The sequence below is a fragment of the Knoellia tibetensis genome (assembly GCF_048606415.1).
Lineage (GTDB): Bacteria > Actinomycetota > Actinomycetes > Actinomycetales > Dermatophilaceae > Knoellia > Knoellia tibetensis.
The window spans coordinates 1,763,821-1,780,392 of record NZ_JBMBWF010000001.1 but is presented as its reverse complement, the minus strand read 5'-3'; the positions used below and the strand labels follow the sequence as shown (position 1 = coordinate 1,780,392).

11 protein-coding genes are annotated in these 16,572 nt (G+C 72.1%); 1 reads left to right on the top strand and 10 read right to left on the bottom strand.

Features of this window, described 5'->3' with window-relative positions; genetic code table 11:
* Positions 1-12: 12 nt before the first annotated feature.
* The 10 genes from ACOJV7_RS08210 to ACOJV7_RS08165 all read right to left on the bottom strand — a co-directional run bounded on the left by ACOJV7_RS08210 (position 13) and on the right by ACOJV7_RS08165 (position 16,131).
* The gene (locus tag ACOJV7_RS08210) at positions 13-2,808 is read right to left on the bottom strand and encodes an alpha/beta fold hydrolase (protein WP_420189644.1); all 2,796 of its coding nucleotides are present in this window, start codon (positions 2,806-2,808) and stop codon (positions 13-15) included.
* Positions 2,808-4,550 (bottom strand): asparagine synthetase B family protein, encoded by a 1,743-nt coding sequence (locus tag ACOJV7_RS08205; protein ID WP_420189643.1) that lies wholly within the window; start codon positions 4,548-4,550, stop codon positions 2,808-2,810. Before ACOJV7_RS08205 ends, ACOJV7_RS08210 begins: the two co-directional genes overlap by 1 nt.
* 37 nt (positions 4,551-4,587) lie before the next feature.
* Complete coding sequence (locus ACOJV7_RS08200) at positions 4,588-8,463, bottom strand: glycosyltransferase (protein ID WP_420189642.1); 3,876 nt, start codon at positions 8,461-8,463, stop codon at positions 4,588-4,590.
* Positions 8,463-9,611: a non-hydrolyzing UDP-N-acetylglucosamine 2-epimerase gene (gene wecB, locus ACOJV7_RS08195; RefSeq protein ID WP_420189641.1), complete on the bottom strand. Its 1,149-nt coding sequence runs from the start codon at positions 9,609-9,611 to the stop codon at positions 8,463-8,465. Before wecB ends, ACOJV7_RS08200 begins: the two co-directional genes overlap by 1 nt.
* Positions 9,612-9,619: 8 nt before the next feature.
* Complete coding sequence (locus ACOJV7_RS08190) at positions 9,620-10,546, bottom strand: ABC transporter ATP-binding protein (protein ID WP_420189640.1); 927 nt, start codon at positions 10,544-10,546, stop codon at positions 9,620-9,622.
* Entirely contained in the window at positions 10,539-11,435 is an 897-nt protein-coding gene (locus ACOJV7_RS08185) for an ABC transporter permease (protein WP_420189639.1), read from the bottom strand. Before ACOJV7_RS08185 ends, ACOJV7_RS08190 begins: the two co-directional genes overlap by 8 nt.
* A complete protein-coding gene (locus tag ACOJV7_RS08180) occupies positions 11,432-13,219 on the bottom strand; it encodes a glycosyltransferase family 4 protein (protein ID WP_420189638.1) in 1,788 nt (595 codons plus the stop codon). Before ACOJV7_RS08180 ends, ACOJV7_RS08185 begins: the two co-directional genes overlap by 4 nt.
* A complete protein-coding gene (locus ACOJV7_RS08175) occupies positions 13,212-14,462 on the bottom strand; it encodes a glycosyltransferase family 4 protein (RefSeq protein ID WP_420189637.1) in 1,251 nt (416 codons plus the stop codon). The genes ACOJV7_RS08180 and ACOJV7_RS08175 overlap by 8 nt, the downstream gene beginning before the upstream one ends.
* 130 nt (positions 14,463-14,592) lie before the next feature.
* On the bottom strand, positions 14,593-15,366 hold the full coding sequence (locus ACOJV7_RS08170) for a zinc ribbon domain-containing protein (RefSeq protein ID WP_420189636.1): 774 nt from the start codon (positions 15,364-15,366) through the stop codon (positions 14,593-14,595).
* Between the two features lie 156 nt (positions 15,367-15,522).
* The gene (locus tag ACOJV7_RS08165) at positions 15,523-16,131 is read right to left on the bottom strand and encodes a M23 family metallopeptidase (protein ID WP_420189635.1); all 609 of its coding nucleotides are present in this window, start codon (positions 16,129-16,131) and stop codon (positions 15,523-15,525) included.
* 225 nt (positions 16,132-16,356) lie between these two features.
* Here ACOJV7_RS08165 and ACOJV7_RS08160 point away from each other — a divergent pair, with 225 nt between their 5' ends.
* Positions 16,357-16,572 carry a biotin/lipoyl-binding carrier protein gene (locus ACOJV7_RS08160; RefSeq protein WP_420189634.1) on the top strand — a complete coding sequence of 72 codons (216 nt, stop codon included), beginning with the start codon at positions 16,357-16,359 and terminating at the stop codon, positions 16,570-16,572.

Genomic DNA, 16,572 nt, shown 5'->3' with positions numbered 1-16,572 from the left:
ACGGACGCCCACTCAGGTCAGGTGCCGGCGCAGCCCGCGCAGCGACCACTCCTCCGACGGGCGCGCGGCCGCCTCCCTCACGTAGTCGAGGTACTCGTCGGGCGGCGGCACCCTGTGGCCCGGGCCCAGGTAGGGCGTGTGCTCCGTGAGCCGCCCGGCGTTCGGCGAGGCGAGGAACGCCTCGCGGAACGGCCCGAAGTGGTGCTGGTAGTGCATGTCGTCGCCCGGGTTCTGGATGAGCACGACGTCCTGGTCGAAGCCGATCCGCCGGTACCGCTCGATGAGATCCATGCGCGGCCCCTGGATATCGTCGCCCGCGACCGTGGTCCGCCCGAAGATGGCCCAGTGGGCGGTCTCGGCGATCCGCGGGACGTACTCGTCGATCTGGATCTGCGGGTTGAACGACACGACCCGCGCGCCGTCGAGGTAGGCCCCGAGCTGGAGCGCCGCGAAGCCGCCGCCGGAGTTGCCGACGAGGAGGACCTTCTCGATCCCCTTGTGGCGGGCGTAGGCCTCGATCATCCGCGCGATGTCGAGGTGGAGGTCGACGTCCTCGTTGCCGACGTACCAGGACAGGATCATCCGGGCGTCGAGGTCGAGGCAGGGGTCCGAGAAGAACATCAGCGGGCCGAGCCCGAGCTGCGAGAAGGAGCGCATCCGCTCGTACCTCGGCATCGCCAGCCGGGACCGGTCCGTGGCCCCGTGGAAGTAGATCGTGAGGATGTCGCCCGGTCCGTCGAGGAGGTAGGTCGACGGCACGAGCTGCCCTCGGTCGACGCTCCACACCGCGGGCTCGACGATGCCCTCGGGCATCGTGGACGAGTCGAGGGTCGTGTGGACCGGCACCGTGTATGCCGGTTGCACGAGCTGCTCGTCGGCCCACCGGACGAGCGCGGTCCGGCGCACCTTGCCGACGAGAGGGTGCGAGGCGACCGAGTCGGCGAGGTCGGTGCCGGCGACGTCGACGAGGGCCGCGGCCAGGCCGTGGTCGCGCAGGCCGGTGACGCGCAGGTCATGTCCGGCGGCGACGAGCTCCTCGATGCCCTGGCGCCTCGCCTCCGGGGTGCCGCCCTGCTCGCGGATCCGGGCCTTCGTCGACTCGATGGCGGCCCGCACCGCGAGGCGCTGTTCGAGGGCCTCGACGTCGGTGAGCTGCCCGGCCGCCGCGACCTCCATCGTGCGGTCGATCGCCTCGTCCGGGTCGAGACCAGGCGGCATGACGGCGGACAGGTCAGGGGTGACGACGAGGGTCTCGTCGAGCTGCTTGTCCCTGATGTCGACGGTGAACTCCTTGCCCGCGTGGGGCACCCGGCGCGCACTGAATCGGCTCTGGTCCACGACGTCGGAGATGACCGTCACCGCACGGGCACTCGTACCTGTCAGAGGGACGCGCAGGCGCCAGGCCAGCCGTGACCCGCTCGCATCGGTGAGCTCGTCGACCGTGCTGTCGCGGACGGCTCCGGCCGAGGCGAGGAGCGACACCGTCTTGCCGTCCGCGTGCAGGAGGAAGCCGCTGGTGACGGTCTCGACCTCGACGTCGGGGGCGACGATCCACTGCACGTGCGCGCGGAACTCCTTCGAGGCGCGCACGGTGTCGTCGACGACGACGTAGTTGCCGGTGCGGACGAAGACCACGTGCCGCTGCCACTGCACCGCGAGGTGGACCGAGTTCTTGACGACGAAGCCGTCGAGCTGCTCGTCGGAGTACTGCCGCACGAGCTCGGCACCGCCGAGGATGCGGTAGCGGACGTCCTCGACGTGGACGATCGAGTGGGCGTCGTCGCCGCTCGCCTCGTCGGCGGGCGGGTCGATGAGCCAGTCCCGACCCTGCGAGGAGTAGGTGATCCGCGAGGGGTCGTGGTGCGCCTCGCGGCCACGGACGGGTCCGAGGATGAGGCTGACGTGCGTCTCCTCGCGGGCGTCACGCTCCGTCTCACCCCAGCCGCTGCGCAGCGACACCAGGCCCTGCGGGTCGACGTGGCGGATGGCGACGGGCGGCGAGCCCTCCTCGCCACCCGTGACGACGTAGCGCATCTGCGAGCTGTCAGCCCCGGGCACCCGGTCGGGAACCCGCCCACCCATGGGCACGAGCGTGCCGTCGGGTCGCATCGCCTGGACCCAGAAGTCCTCGCCGTGGAGCCGGTCCATGACGGGGTGGTCGGCGGGGATGCCGAGCTCGCGGAGCTCGCCCTCCCACTGGTCGGCCGTCTCGACGATGGCCGCGAGGTCGTCGGCGACGACGTAGCCGTCCTCGCGGAAGACCTCGGTGGCGGTCCGGACGGCAGCCTCGCGCAGCGCGTCGTCGGAGTCGCCTCGCGCCGCCTGGAGGGCGAGCTGCACCCGGAGGACCTGGAGCCGCCGGGCCGCCGTCCCGCCCCGGACGGAGCGCTCGAGCATGTCGAGGTGCAACGGGATCGCCGCCGCCGCGGGCGAGTCGGGCGTGACGCCGAGGGCGAGCGCGATGGATCGCTGCTCGAGCGCGTGGTCGGTCCACGCCACCGACTCCAGCTGACCGGCCGTCGTCGAGCTCGCCCACGCCTCGAAGAGGCGCGACCAGGCGGGTCCGGCCTCCGGCGTCGTGCCGCGCACGCGCCGGAGCGCGTCCAGCCACCGCATCGAGTGCAGCTCGAGGAGGTGGATGCGGGCCAGGTGGGCGGTGTCGTCGAAGGTCGTGGGCGAACCCACAGCGAGCATGCTCTCCCCGAGGGTGAGCCGGCCCTCCACCAGGTCGCGCGCGACGTCGGCGTCGCTTCTCCGGGGCACGAAGAAGGCGGTCTGCAGCCGGGTGGTGAGGAGGTCGCGGTCCATCAGGCGCGCACCTCTCGCCGGCGGCGGTTGAGTCCTTCGACGTGACGGTCGAGCTGGTCGATCCAAAGCCCACGGTTGAGCCAGGACTCGTGCACCGGCAGCGCGTCGTCGCTCTCGATCGTCTTCAGGAACGTCTCGACGCCCTTCGGGCGCAGGAACTGCGGCCACAGCCGCGGGTTGCGGAAGACGTCGTGGAAGTAGTCGGGATCGGTGTCGTAGGTGGCCAGCTTGCGCTTCATCCCACGCCGCGAGTCGGCGACCTCGGCCTTGTAGTAGCGGATGTCGGCCCACGGCGGGATCGCCCGGCGGACGATCTCGTCGGGGAAGACCTTGCCCACCTTCTCGTCCGGCTCCAGGTCGAAGCAGGCGCGCACGTATGCCGGCCCCGACAGCATGATCGCCGACATCGAGCCGAGCGCCTGGTTGCCCCAACGACGGAACTTCTCGGTGAGGTAGAGGTAGTCGAGCGAGGCGATGTCGGGACGGCCGTGGCCCACGGCCCGCTCGTATACGTCGTCGAAGAGGCCCGCCATCGCCTCGTGCGCGACATCGGTGGCGAGCGGTCCGCGGAAGCTCCGCGCGGCATACGCGACGGGGTGCGGGAGCTCCGCGATCCGCTCGTAGTCGCCGGGGCGGTGGTAGTAGTAGCCGTGCATGATCTCGCCGCCGACGCCGCCGATGCTCAGCCCGGCCGAGCGTCCCGGGATCCGCACGTTGGCGCGCGCGTTCGTCGGGGCCGCGTCGCCGTCCCACATGGCGAAGGCGTTGGCGAGCCGGTCGTGCAGCGGCATGGTGATCGCACCCGGCGTGGGGACGGTGACGTCGTGCCGCACCTCCTGCCCCGGCTCGAAGGTGCCCTCGAGCGAGGCCATGAGCTCGGAGGCGATCTCGGCCTCGGCCTCGAGCGTGCCGAGGGTGACGACCCGGGCACTGCCGCCGCCGCTGAGCCAGATCGAGGCGGTCATCCGCGAGTCGCGGCCACCGCTGAGGTAGAGCGTCGGGACCTTGACCGTGAGCGCGTCGAGGTTGCGGGCGATGGTCCGCGTCTGCGCAACGACCTCGTCGTAGTCCGGGCGAGCGTCGCGGGCGCCCACGAGCTCGGTGAGGTCGGTGTGCTCGCGGAAGACGACCCCGCCGCGCGGGTCGACGTCGATGCACTGGGCCTCGCGCAGCCGGCGGATGCCCCGGATGGGTGAGTCGTCGCGCATGAACCAGCCGGAGAGCGCGTAGCGGCCGACTCCCTCGATGTCGACCTCGGCGGGTCCGTCGAGGAAGTGGGTGAGGATGCCGATGTGGTTGGAGGCGGCGACGAAGTCGTCGGTGACGACGTAGTAGCACCGGCCGACACCGAGCGTGTCCGCCCACACCCGCACCGAGCCGTCGGAACGTCGGTGGATGCCGAAGTGGTTGGGCAGCAGCCGGCCCATCGCACCCCCGCGGACGACCGAGGCCAGCCCCGGCCAGTAGGTCTCGGGGGTGTGGTCCTCGTCGACCGGGATCGGCGGCTGGGACACCGCGAAGATCTCGTGGCCACCTCCGGACTGCTCCTCGTGCCACGTCGGTGGGCGCCAGGCGCCGTTCATCCGGTCGGCGTTGAACATCGCGACGCGGCCGTCGGTCCACTGGTGGTCCTCGGCCTCGCCGAAGATGCCGCGGGCGTCGTCGACGACGGCACCGAAGAGGGTGGGCAGGAGGTGCTCGGCGGCCTCGGTGCGTGCCACGCAGACGAAGTTGATGTTCACGGAGGTGTCCTCTCGTCGGAAGTGCTCGAGGTCGCCGTCAGGCGAGGCGCAGCCGGGTGTCGACCGAGGCCCGGGTCTCGATCGGGAAGGTGAAGCCGAGGGACCACGTCGCCTCCAGCGAGCGGTCCTGGCGTGAACGCCATCCCCGCAGCGGTTCGGCCTGGCCGCGCACCGGCTCGACGAGCCGGCCGGGGCCGGTGACGACGAGACGGGTGGTCACGTCGTCACGCGTCGCAACGAGCACGACATCGCCCCCGTCGTCGGCCGACTCGAGCTCGAAGTGGCCCGAGACGTTGAACCACAGGGTGCCCTCGCGTGGCTCCGGGGACTGAGAGAAGACCGCGTCCTTGACGAGCAGCTCCCGGCCGGGCCGGTAGACGACGCGGCGACGGTGGACGTAGTCGGCGTGGTGGACCCGGCCGGAGAGGTCGAAGACCCCGTCCTGTGCGGTGCAGTCCAGCAGCCCGCTGCCGTAGGGGGCGCGCGTGCGGCGCTCCTGGTCCCGGCCGTCGATCATGAGGGTGTTGTGCGCCATCGTGCCCTCGACGTACTGGCGCTCGGGTGCGGCGTAGTAGAACCCCTGGCTCCGCAGCGGCGAGTCCGACGGCAGGAGGTCGCCGTAGCCGAACCGGCCACCGTCGGTGAGGATCTGCTGCCCGCGGTCGAACCACACGACGTTGAGGTCGTCCGCGTGCTTGTGCGCCCGGGAGTGGAACGCGGCGCTGAAGGCGAGGTAGCCGCTGTCGCGCAGGGTCCCCGGGCCCGTCGGCTGCGGCGACCGGACGAAGGCGTAGCCACCCTCCGGGTAGACCGCGAGCTCCTCGGTGGGGCGCTCGCCCCGGCTGCCGTCCGAGAGGATGAACTCCGTCTGGGGGTCGATCGACTGGGCGTCGGGACGGACCATCCTCGTCTCGGGCGAGTCACCGAACTGCACGATCGCGCCGTCGGGCTGGACCATCCAGCCCAGCACGTGTGCCGCGCGCTCGACGCGACCCTTGACCTCGGGGTCCTCGATGAGACCGTCGTGAACGGCCAGCTCGAACGAGGCGAGCAGCATGCGGTGGTAGTCCGGGGAGTGCTCGAGGTGCACGCCGTCCTCGGCGAACTGCGAGACCGCCATCTGCGCGAGCCGCGCCCGTCCCTCGGTCTCCGTCGCCGGCGCATCCGGGAACATCGACGCGTACTTCGCGGCGTGGACCTGCGACACCGCGGTGTAGAAGCCGTGGTTGTTGTTGGGGTTGAAGGCCCGGTCGCGGTGGAGCTCGTCGAGGTGCCATGCGACGGCCTCGGCGAGGACGACGGCGTGGTCACGCATCTCCGGCACGCGGGCGGCACGCAGCGCGAGCGCGAGGAGCCGGGGCAGGCGCAGTGCCTGCGACATGTCGTACCAGGCCATGGGGTCGAGCTCGTCGTCGGCGCCGCGGTGGATCTCGACCCAGGAGAGGGCGATGCGCACCGCCTCATCGAGCCAGCGGCGCTCCCCCGTCTCGTCGTAGGAGCGCAGGAACGGGTCCATGAACTCCCACGCGTGGAGGTGGAAGCCCCACGACCGGTGCTCACGCCCGTAGCGCGCCCAGTCGTCGATCGTCGCGACGGGAACCGGCTCGAAGCTCGCGAAGCGCCATCCGTCGTCCAGGACCGACTGCGCCGACTGGCGGATGTCCTGGATCGTGAACCAGCCCTTGAGGCCCGGCAGCGTCGCGGTGGCGAGCTGCTCGACGAGCTCACCGGGGTTGACCCCCCGCTGCTCGAGCGCGATCTGCGACTCGACGACGAGGCTGGTCGGCCCGTCGTAGCCGAGCTGGCGGTAGACGCGGTAGTACTCGTTCACGTTCCTGTCCCATGATCGGTGGTTGCGCACCCAGCGGGCGGCGCGTGCGCCGAGGTCGCGACGTCGCTCCGGGTCCCCGGTGAGCCGCAGCAGGGTCCTGGCCAGGTCGTCCGGGTCGTCCGCGTGGAACGTCTCGACCGCACCGGACTGATCGGCGATCTCGCTCAGCGCACCGACGTCGGAGAGGATGACCGCCCGTCCGGTGGAGAAGGCCTCGAAGGGCTTGAGCGGGGTGACGAGGTCGGCGACCTGCGACTTCTTGCGCGGGACGACGAAGACGTCGATGAGGCCGTAGTAGCGCAGCACGTCCCCGTGGGGCACACGGCCCGTGAAGAAGACGTCGTGGACCTGGTCGCGCTCGACCTGCTGCTGGAGGACCTGCAGGTGGTCGCCGTCGCCGACGAGCAGCAGGCACAGGGGCCGGTCGGACGCGGCGGCCGCGAGGCGGTAGGCCTCGATGAGCGTGCCGATGCCCTCGTACTCGACGATCGAGGAGATGTAGCCGACGACGACCGCACCCTCGGGCAGGCCGATCTCGGCGGCGAGCTCGCGGTCGGGCGCCTGGACCGGGAAGTTCTCCGACTCGACCGCGTTGGGGACGAGCGTCACCTTCGCGGGGTCGATCTGGCCGTGCGCCGACTCGAGGATGTGGTCCCGCATGACCTCGGCGAGCGTGAAGACGTGGTCGGGCAGGAGCCGCGCCGCCTCCTCCGCGTTCTTGCGCAGCGTGTAGGCCGCGGGGAGGCCGTAGAGGTCGAACATCGTCTCGGCCGAGTGGCGCCAGCGGTTCGCGACGAGCCGGCGCGAGAGCCAGGACTCCTCCCAGAAGCCGCGGGACTCGTAGACCGTCGGGATGCCGAGCCGGCTCCCGACCGCGTGCACGATGAGGGCGTTGAGGAAGTCGGACTGCGCGTGCAGGATGCTCGGCCGCAGCCGGTGGACGAGCTCGGCGAGAGCGTCGATGTTGAGCCGGAGCCAGTCGTCGAGCAGCATCTCGTTGCGCGCCTGACCGGGCAGCAGGTGGTAGTCGATGCCGTCGTGCGTGTAGCTCTCGATCGAGGTGACGGTCCGGTCGGTGATGCCCACCTGACCCACGACGGCGACGGGCAGGCCACGTCGTGCCTGCGCGAGCGCGGTGTAGTGCGTCCGGAGCGTGTAGCCGGTCTGGGTGTCGGGCAGGACCCGTCCGACCATGTGGAGGATGGGGCCGCGGGGGTCGTGGGCCGACCCCTCGGCCAGGGTCGACGTCACGAGCGTCGGGTGGGTGAACACCTCGATCTCGTGCTCGAGCCTCGCGACGGCGTAGGCGTCGGTCTCGCGCCCGGTCTTGGCCTGCACCGTGGCCACGACCTCGTGCGCGAGGTCCCAGTAGCCGGCGGTGCGGTAGTGACGGTAGAGCCGACGCAGCGTCGTGAGGCTCTGGTCCTCGAGGAGGTCGAAGGACTCGATGAGCGGACGCAGCTCGAGGAGCTCGTCCCGCTCGAGGTAGTCGCGGAAGAGCTTGGCGGCGAGCTCGCGCGTGAGCAGGGCGCGCGGCTGCCGGCCGAGCTGGATCCCCGACTCGAAGGCGCTGCGGACGGTCTCACGGGTGGAACCCCGGAGGTCGCCGAGATCGGCCTGGAGCGACTCGAGCAGGTCCGCCGGGACGCGCTCGCGCAGGACCCGGACGTCACGCCGCAGCCGCGTGGCGTCGGCGTTGGCGTCTGCGATCCCGGAGGCGACGGCGTCGAGCCTCTCGTCGGCGGCCGCGAGCCCGGCCGTCGCGGTCCGGGACACCTCACGGGTGAGGGCCTCGAGCCGCCGCGCCTCGGTCGCCCGGCGGTCGCTCGCGGCGGCCATCCGCTCGACGGTCCGCAGCACCGCCCAGCACGCACCGAGGATGAGCAGGGCCCCGACGACGACGGCGGCGAGGGCGAGGACGCCCGAGCCCCGAACGGCCGCCAGGGCGAGGAGGACGAGGACGAGGACCGCACCGGCTGCCGCTGCGAGGACCGCCGTGCGCGCGCGGGCACGAGCGGAGGCGCCGCCCGGCGGTCGCGGGGTCTGCGAAGAGGTCGGCTCCACCGCGGGCGCGTTCGCCATCAGGCCTCCCTGAAGTCGGGCAGCCGCTCGCCGATCCCGAAGAGCGAGGCGATGGCGGCGACCGACCGGGCGGCCGCCCTGCCGTCGCCGTAGGGGTTCACGGCGTTCGACATCTCGGCGTATGCCGTCGCGTCGTCGACGAGGCGCGACACCTCCGTGACGATGCGCTCCTCGCCTGTCCCGATGAGCTTGACCGTGCCGGCGTGGACGGCCTCGGGCCGCTCGGTGTTCTCGCGCATGACGAGGACGGGCTTGCCGAGCGACGGCGCCTCCTCCTGCACGCCGCCGGAGTCGGTGAGCACGATCGTCGCGGCCTTCATGAGGCGGGTGAACTCGCCGTAGGCGAGCGGCTCGGTGACGAGGACGTTGTCGAGGCCCTGAACCTGCGGCAGGACGGCCTCACGCACGATCGGGTTGCGGTGCACCGGGAGCACGATGAGGTGCTCCGGGTAGCGCTCGGCGAGCCGGCGCAGGGCCCGACCCACACCCTCCATCGCCCCGCCCCAGTTCTCGCGGCGGTGGGTCGTCACGAGGATGACCGGGCGCCCTGCCCGCTCGGTCTCGAGGAGCCGCTCGTCGGCATACGGGATGTCCTGCTCGACCGTGTGGAGGAGGGCGTCGATGACGGTGTTGCCGGTGACCGCGATGGTCTCGCCGGGCAGCGACTCGCGCAGGAGGTTGTCGCGCGACGTCGCGGTCGGCGCGAGGTGGAGCGCCGCGATCTGGCTCGTGATCTTGCGGTTGGCCTCCTCGGGGAACGGGGAGGAGATGTCGCCGCTGCGCAGGCCCGCCTCGATGTGGACGACGGGGATGCGCCGGTAGAAGGCGGCGATCGACGCAGCCGCGACGGTCGAGGTGTCGCCCTGGACGACGACGGCGTCGGGCGCGACGTCGACGAGGACCGGGTCGAGCCGGTCGAAGACCTTGGCCATGAGCCCGTTGAGCGTCTGGCCGTGGGCGAAGACGTCGAGGTCGTGGTCGGGGACGATGCCGAAGATCTCGTTGACCTGGTCGAGCATCTCGCGGTGCTGCCCGGTGACGACGGTGACCGACTCGAGCTCGGGGTGCTCCTCGATGGCTCGGATCACCGGGGCGACCTTGATGGCCTCCGGACGCGTTCCGTAGATGGTCATGATGCGCTTGGGCATGGGGTCTCTCAGGTGGGGTTGGAATGTCGGGCGATGTGGCGGTCGGTCGTGGGGTCCTCGGGATGGACGACCGTGGCGCGCAGCTGCGCGCGGGCGTCCTCGAGGAGCCCTTCGGCCTTCTTGGTCTCCCCCTGGGCGAGGTTCCAGGCCCACCAGCGGTAGGCCCGGGCGGTCTCGTAGGCAGGTCCGTCGAGGACCATGCGGCCCTGGTGCAGCCAGATGGCGCGGGTGCACATCTCCTCGACGGTCTGGGCGACGTGCGAGACGAGGAAGATCGTGCCGGCAGCACGGCGGATCTCGGCCATCCGCTCCTCGCTGCGCTCCTTCGACGCGACGTCGCCCGTCGCGAGCGCCTCGTCGATGAGGAGGATCTCCGGTCGGGCGGTCGCGGCGATGGCGAACCGCAGGCGCGCACCCATGCCGGAGGAGTAGGTCTTCATCGGCCGGTGGATCGCCGAGCCGAGGGCCGCGAGGTCGAGGATCTCGGGGACGAGCTCCTCGAGGTCGTCGGGTGTCTTGCCCATGGCGAAGAGGCCGAGCCGGACGTTCTGCAGACCCGACAGCTCGGGCAGGAGGGCGGCGTTGACCCCGAGGAACGACGGGGTCGACGTGGCGAGCACCTCCCCCGCGGTCGGGGTCTCGAGCCCGGCCATGACACGCAGCATCGTGCTCTTGCCGGAGCCGTTGTGCCCGACGACGCCGATCGACTCGCCCGCGCGGGCGACGAAGGAGACGTCGTCGACGGCGCGCACGGTGACGACGCGGTTCCACCCGAGCCGCCTCGCGACACGGTCAGGTCGGGACACCGGTCCGTGCTGGTGCTCGGAGCTGGAGACCCGGTAGTGGACCGAGAGGCGGCGCACGCTCACGGTCGGCTCGCCCAGCGGGACCTCAATGCCCTTCTTGGGGGCGTCCTTCGCCTCGGTCTCACTCACGGCCGTAGCTCTCCTCGCCCTGCCAGAAGTAGATGAAGCCGAAGATCGGGGTGACCAGGGCCCACGCGCCGAGGGTGAGCCAGAGGGTGACGTCGGGCATCCGCGCGTAGAGGAGGAGGTCGCGCGAGATCTCGAGGACGCAGTAGGTCGGGTTGATCTGCATCGCGGCGAGCAGACCGGGGTGCTCGATCCAGCGGTCGATGGAGTACATGACGCCCGAGCCGTACATCCAGAACCGGGAGAAGAAGCCCAGCACGAGGCGGAGGTCAGGGATCGCGGCGGCCAGGCGGGCGGCATACATCGTCAGGCCGAGGTTGAAGAGCGCCTGGAGGACGAGGACGGCGGGGAAGAGCAGCCAGTACCAGGACAGGGTCGCGTGCGGCGGGATGACGAGGATCATCACGAACATCGTGCAGATGACGGGGAACATCGAGATCGTCTCGCGGAGCACGAGGGCGAGCGGGATCGCGGCACGCGGGAACGTGAACGCGCGGATGATGTTCTTGCCCGCCGACATCGCGCCGGCGCCGCCGGTCAGCGCCTTCGAGCTGAACTGGAACATGAAGACGCCGATGATGAGGAACCCGATGTAGTTCTCGACGCCACGGCTCGCGTTGAGCAGGAGTCCGAAGACGAGGAAGTAGGTGAACCCGTCGAGGATCGGTCGTCCGACGAGCCAGAAGCGACCGAGCAGGGTGTCGCGGTTGCCGGCGAAGGCCCGGGCGCGCGAGTCGGCCCAGATGAACCAGCGGTGGCTCCAGAGCTGCGCGATGTAGGCGCCGAGCGGCGCGCGGCGCCCCACCGGGACGAGCCGGCTGACGTCGACGCGCTCGACGACCGGACCCTCGTATGCCGTCCGCCTGCCGTTGCGACGCTCGTGCGGCCTCACGTCGTCCTCCCAAGGGCCCGGTAGATGGAGTCGTAGCGGCCGGCCATGGCGCGCCACGTCCGGGTCGCCGCGAACTCCCGGCCCCGAGCGCCCAGTGCGTGACGCAGGGCCTCGTCGTCGTACAGCTCCCGGAGTCTACCCGCCAGCGACGAGGGGTCCTCCGGCGTGCTGAGCAGGCCGGTGCCGGGTGCGCCGACGATCTCGGCGAGCGCCGGCAGGTCACTGGCCACGACCGGGCGACCCGCCGCCATGGCCTCGATCGGCTTGAGCGGGGTGACCGAGCGGGTCACGTCGGTGTCGCGGCGCGGGACCACGAAGACGTCGAGGGCGCGGTGCCAGACCGGGGTGAGCTCCTTGGCCACGCGCCCGGGCAGGACCACCGCGTCGGAGACCCCCAGCCTGGCGGCCAGCTGCTCGAGGGCGGGACGCGCCGTGCCGTCACCGGCGATCGCGCAACGGACGTCGAGCCCGCTCGACCGCAGCTGGGCGACGGCGCGCAGCAGGTCGTCGAGACCTTCGTAGCCGACGACCGACGAGACGGTGCCCACCCAGAACCCCTCGCGCGGCAGTCCGAGACGGTCCCGCGCGTCCGCCGGGAAGCACTCGAGGGCCGGGTCGAGGAGCTCGTCGTCGACGGCGTTGGGCACGACGGTGATCCGCTCGGCGGGCACACCCCGGGCGGTGAAGTCGGCCTTGAGCACCTCGGAGAGGACGACGACGTGGTCCGCCTCCACCGCGGCCTCGGTCTCGCGCTCGCGCCACAGGGCGTAGCGCTCGCTCGCCGCGGCGGCCGCGCGCTGCTCCGGCGGACGCGAGGCGAGCCAGGTCTTCTCGAGCTGGCCCCGGGCCTCGTAGACCCACGGTCGGCCGGTGGCCTCGGCGACGGCCCGGGCGACGAGGGCGTTGGGGAAGTGCGTCGTCGTGTGCAGGACGTCGGCGCCGAGGCGGTCGACGTGACCGACGAGCAGGCCGGCGGTCTGGGTCAGGCGGTCCTCCGCGGTCGTCGCCATGCGGGACGGGAGGAGGCGCCGGTAGGTCACCCCCTCGACGACGTCGACGTCGCCCGCCCACGGCACCCCTACCGTCACGGGGTAGCCGAGCCTCGTCACGGCCTCGACGGTCATGCCCTCGGCCTGCTGGGCACGCAGGATGGCCTGCGACCGGTAGGCGTAGCCCGACCGCGTGCGCGGCAGGGAGTTGGTGAGCAGGTGGAGGACCCGGTGCCCACCGTCGCGACGACCCGCCCTCGACACGGTCGGTGCCATCGTGGCTGCGGTCGAGGTCGGCGGTCGAGGCGGCACGGGCAGCCGGCGCCCGGGGGTGAGGACGTCGACCTCGGACGCGAGGCGGGCTCGCTGGCGCCGTGACGGCCCCGAACCGGCGCCCTCCAGTGCCGCGAGCGCCCCGCTCACGTCACCGCGCTGCCACGCGGCACGCGCCCGCCCGCTCGGTGGCAGGTCGTCCGGCAGGTCGGCGTCGAGCTGGACCGCGAGCTCGGCGGAGAGCCGCCCCCCGCTCCGCCCGGCGAGCGGGCCCAGCGCCTCCCGGGCCTCGTCGGGGTGGTCGGCGAGGAGGAGTGCGAGGACCTGCGGCGAGCGTCGCCGCAACGAGCGTCCCGTTCCCTCAAGGACCCGCGACAGCGGTGCCCGCCACGAGGCGGGCAGGCGGCGCGCGGCGAGGAGCGCGAGCCGCACGGGGTCGTCCTCGAGCCCATGGACGGCGACGGCCGAGACCGCACGCACGTTGCCGACGAGCACCCGCCACCGCGTCGGGGGCTCAGACACGGGCCCTCATCGACTGCAGCAGGGTGCGGTAGGCGTCGCCGAGACGGGTCGCGTCGGCGTGCTCCCGCGCCCAGTCGCGGGCCCGGTCGGACACGTCGAGGAGGCGGCGGTCGGCGTGCAACGAGGCCCACGACCGCGCGAGCTGGTCGACGTCACCGGGAGCGGTGAGGGTGCCGGCGCCGGTCTGCTCGACGATCTGCCCGGCCTCGCCCGAGACGACGGCGGACACGTGGAGCCCCAGGCCCATGAGCTCGTAGAGCTTGGAGGGGACGGCGAGCTCGAGCGCCTCCCACGGGCGCAGCGACACCAGCGCGGTGTCGGCCCAGGCGTAGTGCGGGCCCATGAGGCGGCGCGGCACCGGGTCGAGGAACTCGACGGGGGCCCGCAGCTCCTCGGCCAGCCGGCGCAGGTGGCCGAGGTCGGCGCCCGCGCCCAGGAACCGGAGCCTGACCTCGACGCCCCGCTCCCGCGCCAGCGCAGCGGCACGCACCGCGGTGCCGAGCCCGTGCGCCCGACCCAGCGTCCCGGCATACAGCACGTGGAGGGGGCCGGACTCGCGGTGGACGACGTGCTGGGCGTAGCCCGGCACCTCGTGGGCGGCGTTGCGCACGACGTGGACCGACCCGACGCTGCGCGAGCGCAGGACTTCGGCGAAGGACTCGGTCGTGGCGACGACGGCGTCGGCGCGACGCTGCTGCCGGGTGAGGGCACTCCCGACACCGTTGAGGGCGACGCGGACCGCCGCCCGGGCGCGCGTACGCACGCGGGAGGTGGGCAGGTCCCACTCCTGGGCGAAGAAGATGAGGTCGGGCCAGGCGTCGCGCAGGTCGAGCACGAAGGGCACGCCGAACATGCGTGCCGATCGCGCGCCCGCCCACGCCATGGGCAGCGACGGCACGGTCGCGACGACGACGTCCGGCCGCCACCCGCCGAAGCCGCGGCGCACCGTCCGCACGGCGTCGCGCGCCACGGTCGCCTCGTCGAGCATCCGCGAGCGCACGCTCGAGTCGTATGGCCGGAAGGAGACCCGGTGCACGGTCTCGCCGTGCGGACCCTCGTGGGTCGTGCCTGGCCGCAGGTTCTCGTGCCCGGGCAGCAGGTGACCGAGGGGGTAGTGCGGGGCGGGCGTGACGACCCGCACGGTGTCACCCTCGGAGACGAGGTGGCCCACCAGCGTCGACCAGCGATGCTGGGCCGCCCCGCCCTCGGGCGGGTAGTAGTGGGTCAGGAGCAGGAGGTTCACCGAGGAGCCGGCCCCGGCTTCTCAGGCGTGCATACCCCATGCTCGTCCCCACTCACGCCCGCCACTGTAACGAACCTGTGAATCCGCTCCGAATACCGGCGTTTCACGGCGATCCGGCCAGAACCGTCGGTCAGGGAGCGAGGTAGACGATGGCGTTGGTCGTCGACGTGCACCGCACCGGCTCCCCACCGTCGCAGGAGAGCGAGTACCACTTCTTCGTCACGGGGCTGTAGGCCCGCAGGCTCGTAGCGTCACCGGGCGAACCCGCCTGCCGGTAGGCCTCGCGCACCGCGGCGGCGAACTCGCACGAGGTGCGTTCGGTGCCCGCGTATGCCGTCGCGACGGCGTCACTCCCGCTCGTCGAGCATCGGCGCGCCGCGGCCGGGATCGAGGACGACGCAGACGGAGACACCTCCGGGGAGGACGACGCCTGGGGGCTGCTCGTGCTCGGAGCGGGCTGCGCGTCGCCGGCCTCCTCCGCTGCCGCCGGGCTCGAGGACGCCGAGGTCGACGTCGACCGCGGCCGGTCGTCGGGGCCGAGGAGGCGGGTGAGCGCGAACGTGCCGATGATCGTCAGGACGGTGAAGGTCGCGACCATCGCGAGGATGCTGTTGCGCGAGTGGCCCTGACCCGTGTCGTCGTCGGCAGGTGCCTCCAGCGGTGCCGGGGCGGCCGCTGCCGGCGGTGCGGGCCGTGCGTGGACGTTCCCGGCCGACGGGTCGATCCGCGGCAGCTCGCGGGTCTGGCTGAGGTCCTCCGCCGGGGTGCGGGCGGGCTCGCGCGACGGGGCTGCCGGGAGGTCGGTGCCGACCCCGAGGACCGACCCGAGCTCGACCCGGGCGCCGCACTGGGTGCAGAACGCGGCGTCGACCGGGAGGTCGGCTCCGCAGGATCGGCAGTGCATGGGACGTCCTCACGTGGGGCTGGGATCAGCCAGCCACGGTAAGGGCAGGACGGCCACCGGCGCGAACCGCGAGACGCTCCCCGAGACGCGGGCGGACGGCATACGCAAGCACTCTTTGCGTATGCCGTCCGCTCCCCTCACACACGAACGCCGAGGTCAGCAGGCGTTCGTGCTCGTGATGTAGTGCACGTCGTTGGGGTCGAAGCGCACGCCCTGGACGACGGCGTCGACGACGTTGCCGTCGGCGATCTGCTCGTAGTGCAGGTGCGAGTAGGTCTGGCCGCCGGACTGGCCGACCTTGCCGATGACCTTGCCCTGGTTGATCGTCTGGCCGGCCGAGACCTCGAGCGAGCCGACGAGCAGGTGGGCGTATCGGGTCTTCCAGCCGTCGCCGTGACGGATGAGGACCATCTTCCCGTAGCCGCCGGCCCCGTCGCCTGCGAACTCGACCGTGCCACCGGCCGAGGCGCGCACGAGCTTGCCCTTGTCGTCGTTGCCGCTCCCCCAGTTCCAGTCGACCGACTTGAGAGGGCTGTGCTGATGCCCGTCCGACCATGTCCAGGCGCTGCCACGCCACTGGGTGCCGCACTGGAAGGGCGCCTTGAAGGCGGGGCGCGTGCCGGCGAGCGTCACAGCCTCGGTGCGCTGCGTGGACGTGCCGTCGCCTGCGGTGGGGGCAGCGCTGGCGACGCCGCCGCCGAGGGTGGCCACGGCGACCGCGAGTCCGAGGGCCACCCTGCTCGCGCGGGAGGAGATGCTCAACATGTCGTGCTCCTGTCTGGGGTGTCGTACCTGTCGAGGTGGTGCGACGGGCTCGCTGCCCGACGACCCCGACCCTCCCGGCCCGTCCTGCGATTCCGCTGCGGACGGTTCGGGTGCGCTGCGAATTCGCTGCGCGGCTCCGGGCCCTGCGTGGGACGGCATACGGAGTCCTTGGTCGCGGGCCGTGCGACGCGGGGTTACCGGTGCGTAGTGGATACGGTTCGGGACATGTCGCACCACGTCGTCTCCGACCTCGTCGCCAACGTCCTCTCGATCGCCGTGAGCGTCGGCGACACCGTCGAGGTGGGCACCGAGATCGCCCTCCTCGAGTCGATGAAGATGGAGATCCCGGTGCTCACCGAGCAGGCCGGCACCGTGAGCGAGGTCAAGGTCGAGGTCGGCGACGTCGTCCAGGAGGGCGACATCCTCGCCGTCATCGACTGA

Bases quoted from the DNA above. Each gene is read 5' to 3' on its own strand.
- wecB (WP_420189641.1), bottom strand. From the start codon at position 9,611: ATGCCCAAGCGCATCATGACCATCTACGGAACGCGTCCGGAGGCCATC.
- ACOJV7_RS08200 (WP_420189642.1), bottom strand. From the start codon at position 8,463: ATGGCGAACGCGCCCGCGGTGGAGCCGACCTCTTCGCAGACCCCGCGA.
- ACOJV7_RS08170 (WP_420189636.1), bottom strand. From the start codon at position 15,366: ATGCACTGCCGATCCTGCGGAGCCGACCTCCCGGTCGACGCCGCGTTC.
- ACOJV7_RS08210 (WP_420189644.1), bottom strand. From the start codon at position 2,808: ATGGACCGCGACCTCCTCACCACCCGGCTGCAGACCGCCTTCTTCGTG.
- ACOJV7_RS08165 (WP_420189635.1), bottom strand. From the start codon at position 16,131: ATGTTGAGCATCTCCTCCCGCGCGAGCAGGGTGGCCCTCGGACTCGCG.
- ACOJV7_RS08160 (WP_420189634.1), top strand. From the start codon at position 16,357: ATGTCGCACCACGTCGTCTCCGACCTCGTCGCCAACGTCCTCTCGATC.